The following is a 4,854-nucleotide window of genomic DNA, read 5'->3' as shown; positions in this document are numbered from 1 at the left end:
CCGCAAGGGGGCCGCCCTGAACACCGTCCAGATCGCCGAGCTCGTCGCCGCCGAGTAGCCCCGGCCCGGCCCCTTGCGGAGGTTGTCGCCGGCGCAGAACAGGGCGAGGCCGTTGTCCACGGTCTCGTCGCGGCGGATGCGGCCCACGTAGGTCGGGTCCTGGCCGGCGGCCTGCAGCGGGTTCGGGACGTCCGACAGGGCGACGCCGGGCGCGCCGGCGAGCAGCTCGCTCGCGCGCTCCGGGCTGATCGGCCGCTCGAAGCGGGCGTTGACCTGCAGCGAGTGGCCGGTGAACACCGGGACGCGGACGCAGGTGCCGGAGACCTTCAGGTCCGGGATCTCCAGGATCTTGCGGCTCTCGTTGCGGAGCTTCTGCTCCTCGTCGGTCTCGGCGAGGCCGTCGTCCACGATCGAACCCGCCATCGGCAGGACGTTGAACGCGATCGGCCGGACGTAGACCGACGGCTCCGGGAAGTCGACGGCGGAGCCGGAGTGGGTGAGCGCGTCCGCGCCCTGCACGACCTTGGTCGCCTGGTCGTGCAGCTCGGCGACGCCCGCGAGGCCGCTGCCGGACACGGCCTGGTAGGTGGACACGACGAGCGCGGCCAGCCCGGCCTCCGCGTGCAGCGGCCGCAGCACCGGCATCGCCGCCATCGTGGTGCAGTTCGGGTTCGCGATGATGCCCTTCGGCCGGTTCGCCGCGGCGTGCGGGTTGACCTCGGCGACGACGAGCGGGACGTCCGGGTCCATCCGCCAGCCGGAGGAGTTGTCGATCACGACGGCGCCGGCGGCGGCGACCTTCGGCGCGAGCGCCTTGGACGTGGTCTTCCCCGCGGAGAACAGCACGATGTCGAGGCCGGTGTAGTCGGCGGCGGCCGCGTCCTCGACGGTGATCTCGGTGCCGTCCCACGGGAGCGTGCGCCCCGCGGACCGCGCCGAGGCGAACAGCCGCAGCTCGTCCACCGGGAATCCGCGCTCGGCCAGGATTTCGAGCATCTTGGCCCCGACCTGTCCGGTGGCCCCGACGATGCCGACTCTCATGCCGCTCCCTCTGGTAGATCGCTTGACCCGGGCGAGTCTGCCCAGGTCGATGGCAGGACGTCCAGGCAACAACCCTACGTGGAAGGGTCAACCTGTTCTTAACGGAGCTCCTTCCCCCCAGGGACGGCCCCTGACCGGGCATGGGGACTCTCAGGGGTGAATCAGGGCGAATCCGGATGTCGTACCGGCGGCCGGGTGGGCATGATCCTAGGCATGGACATGGACAAGAACACCACCTCGACCCCGACCAAGCAGCTCCGCCGGACCCACGACGGCCGGATGGTCGCGGGCGTCTGCTCGGGCGCCGCCGAGTACCTCGGCGTCGACGCCACCATCCTGCGGGTCGCGCTCGCCGTCTTCACGATCTTCGGCGGCGCCGGGCTCGCCCTCTACATCATCGGGTGGGTGCTGATCCCCGAGGAGGGCGCGCCGACGTCGATCGCCGAGGACCTGTTCAAGAAGGCCAGCGACTCCCCGACCGTCCAGGACGCCGTCCAGAAGACCAAGGACGCGGTCAACAAGAACCGCACCACGGTCTGAGGCGCCCCGGGCAGCGGCCCCACGGGCCCAGCGGCCCCTACGGCGCCGGGGCGGAGCGCCGCGCCCCGGCGGCCAGCTCATCGCCGTCCGCGTCCGGTGGCGGGGCGACGGCGACGGGGTTGCCGCGCGTCCCGGCGATCACGGCGCCGCGGAGCTGGTTCCAGCCGAGCGTCAGCATCGCCGCGGCGGACAGGCCGAGCAGGCCCGCGAGCGCGACCACCGTCTCCGGCCCGAGGACCTGCGCGGCGGCGCCGCCGGCGAGGATCCCGAGGCCCTGGCCGGCGAGGATGCCGGACTGCGCGAGCCCGAACGCCTGCCCCCGCCCGGCCGCCGGCACGGCGGCCACGAACGCGGTGTTCGCCACCAGCTGGTAGGCGCTGCCGACGCCCGACAGCGCCCACAGGGCGACCACCCACCACAGCGGCGGATGGACGCCCGCGCCGACCAGCGGCAGGCAGGCCAGCATCGACATCCACCCCATGACGTGCAGCCGGTTCGCCGGACGGACGAACCGGCTGAACAGCACCGAGCCGACCACCATCCCGGTCGGCATCGCCGCCAGCAGCAGCCCCGCGGTGACGGCGCCGCCGCCGAACGTGGCCGCGTACGGGACGGCCAGCCCCTCGGGGATCACGTAGAACGCGCACAGCCACGCGAACAGCACCAGCGACCGCAGCACCGGGTCGCCGAACACGAGCCGCGCGCCGTCCCGCGTGCCGCGCAGCAGGCCCAGCGCCTGGCGCTCCCGCCGGCGTGGCGCCTCCCGCCGCCGGAGCCCGCCGATCAGGATCACGGCGGACGCGCCGAACGTCAGCGCGTCCAGGGCGAGGGCCTCGTACGTCCCGACGACGGCGACGATCGCGCCGCCCGCCAGGAAGCCGACGACCTGGGTGATCTGGTGGGTGACGTTCGCGATCGCGGAGCCCGCCACATATCTGTCACCTTCCAGGACGTCCGGCATGACGGCGGCGCGGGCGGCGGAGAACGGCGTCCCCAGGAGCACGATCAGGAACACCAGGCACGACAGCGCCCCGACGGGCATCGCCACCAGCGCCATCACCGCGACCAGGCCCGCCCGCAGCACGTCGCAGACGACCATGACGGTGCGGCGCGGGAACAGGTCGGCCAGCCCGGACAGCACGGGCCCGCCCAGGATCGGCGGCAGGTAGGTCAGGGCGTACACCAGCGCGGTCAGCAGCGTCGACTTCGTGTGGTCGTACACGAGGACGGCCAGCGCGACCTGCGCCAGCTGGTCACCGATGTACGACAGCGCCTGCGCCAGCCAGAGGGCACGGAACTCCTTGACCGCGAACACCTCGCGGTAGGTCGCCTGCTCCTCGGGCGGCCGACGATGCCGGCCCGTCTGCCTTCCCGCCACGCGCGCTCCAGTTCAGTCCGCCCAGTACCGGGCGCCCTCCCCTATTAACTCACGCTGCGTGGCAGTCGCGTGACCTACAGTGCGCAATTCCTTGCGTCAGTATCCGAGTTCGTGCAACTTCCCGTCATCGATGCCGAAGTGGTGGGCGATCTCGTGTACAACCGTTATCCGGACTTCTTCCACCACGTCATCCGGGGTTTCGCAAATCCGGAGGATCTCCCTGCGGTAGATCGAAATGTGATCGGGCAGGACGCCTGCGTACCAGTCCCCCCGCTCCGTCAGGGGTACCCCCTGGTACAGGCCGAGCAGGCCGCGCTCGGGCGCGTCGTCCTCCACGACGATGACGACATTGCGCATGTGGGCGGTCAGCTCGGGTGGGATGGTGTCGAGGGCCTCGGCCACGAGGTCCTCGAACTCATCGCGCGACAACTCCATCACACCGTCGATTCTGCTCGATAGAAGGGAAACCCGTGCCCGAGGTCCGGTTGACCAAGGCCCTGGCGACACTCCGCACCTTCGGCTCCGCCACCGCCCACCGCGCCCGCAGACTCGGCTCCCCCGTCGTCCCGTTCCTCACCAACCGGTGGACGCGCGTCGCGCTCGTCGCCGTCATCGGCCTCGCCGCCGGCTACCTCGGCCTCATCTTCGGCGGCCGCTACGTCACCCCGGTCGGCCCCACCGACGTCCAGCTCAGCCTCCAGCCGTCCCTGAACGGCGGGACGACCCTGAAGCTCCCGCCCCTCGGCTCGCTCCGGCTCGACACCCACGAGGGCCCCGTCACCCTGGAGGCCCGCCTCACCGACCTGCGCCCCGACCAGGCCAAGAAGCTGATCGAGGACGACACCGAGATCGACCGCCTCACCGACCGGATCGCCGACCAGATCCGGCACGGCGTCATCGAACTGCTCGTCCGGGCCGTCCTGATCGCCCTCGCCGCGAGCTTCCTGGCGTCCCTCGCCCTCTTCCGCTCCTGGCGCCGCGCCCTGCTCGGCCTGTCCTCCGCCGCCGCCGGCCTCGCCGCCCTCACCCTCCTCACCTGGACGACCTTCAACCCGCAGTCCATCGCCGAGCCCCGCTACACCGGCCTCCTCGCCAACGCCCCCCAGATCGTCGGCGACGCCCGCAGCATCGTCGAGCGCTTCTCCGCCTACCGCGCCCAGCTCGCCCGCCTCGTCGGCAACGTCTCCGAGCTCTACACCACCACCTCGACCCTCCCGACCTACGAACCGGACCCGTCCACCATCCGCGTCCTGGACGTCTCCGACATCCACCTCAACCCCGCCGCGTGGAACGTCATCAAGTCCGTCTCCACCCAGTTCAAGGTCGACCTCGTCATCGACAGCGGCGACCTCATGGACCACGGCAGCAAGGCCGAGGACAAGTTCGCCGACTCCATCTCCGACCTGAAGGTCCCCTACGTCTACGTCCGCGGCAACCACGACTCCAAGGAGACCCAGCGCGCCGTCGCCCGGCAGAAGAACGCCATCGTCCTCGACGGCGGCACCCGCGAGGTCAAGGGCCTGCGCATCTACGGCGTCGGCGACCCCCGCTTCACCCCCGACAAGAGCACCCGCGACGACTTCGTCGGCGCCGACCAGCTCCGCGCCGAGGGCCTCCGCCACGCGAACGAGCTCCGCGCCTCCGGCACCACCCCCGACCTCGTCGTCACCCACGACCCCAGCGAGGGCGAGGCGTTCTCCGGCGTGACGCCCCTCGTCCTCGCCGGCCACACCCACACCCGCTCCACCAAGATCCTCCCCACCGGCACCCGCCTGTTCGTCCAGGGCTCCACCGGCGGCGCCGGCCTCCGCGGCCTCGAACACGAGCAGCCCACCCCGATCGAGCTGTCCGTCCTCTACTTCAGCCGCGCCACCCACCGCCTCCAGGGCTGGGAC

General features: G+C 71.8%; 5 protein-coding genes. 2 read left to right on the top strand and 3 right to left on the bottom strand.

Features of this window, described 5'->3' with window-relative positions:
* Window positions 1–1,041: aspartate-semialdehyde dehydrogenase (locus ETD96_RS41395; protein ID WP_138641943.1), on the bottom strand; the 1,041-nt coding region annotated here is incomplete at its 3' end.
* Between the two features lie 213 nt (window positions 1,042–1,254).
* Between ETD96_RS41395 and ETD96_RS41390 the strand changes: the two genes are divergently transcribed.
* Window positions 1,255–1,581: a PspC domain-containing protein gene (locus tag ETD96_RS41390; RefSeq protein ID WP_138641942.1), complete on the top strand. Its 327-nt coding sequence runs from the start codon at window positions 1,255–1,257 to the stop codon at window positions 1,579–1,581.
* A 37-nt stretch (window positions 1,582–1,618) separates the two neighbouring features.
* On the opposite strand, the gene ETD96_RS41385 is transcribed toward ETD96_RS41390, so the two are convergent.
* Window positions 1,619–2,959, bottom strand: a complete 1,341-nt coding sequence (locus ETD96_RS41385) for an MFS transporter (RefSeq protein ID WP_138641941.1) — start codon at window positions 2,957–2,959, stop codon at window positions 1,619–1,621.
* Between the two features lie 96 nt (window positions 2,960–3,055).
* A complete protein-coding gene (locus ETD96_RS41380) occupies window positions 3,056–3,397 on the bottom strand; it encodes a metallopeptidase family protein (RefSeq protein ID WP_138641940.1) in 342 nt (113 codons plus the stop codon).
* Between the two features lie 32 nt (window positions 3,398–3,429).
* Here ETD96_RS41380 and ETD96_RS41375 point away from each other — a divergent pair.
* Window positions 3,430–4,854: metallophosphoesterase family protein (locus tag ETD96_RS41375; protein WP_240808599.1), on the top strand; the 1,425-nt coding region annotated here is incomplete at its 3' end.

It is taken from the genome of Actinomadura geliboluensis, from assembly GCF_005889745.1.
GTDB classification, from domain to species: Bacteria; Actinomycetota; Actinomycetes; order Streptosporangiales; family Streptosporangiaceae; genus Spirillospora; species Spirillospora geliboluensis.
This window is presented reverse-complemented; position numbering and strand designations above follow the sequence as displayed.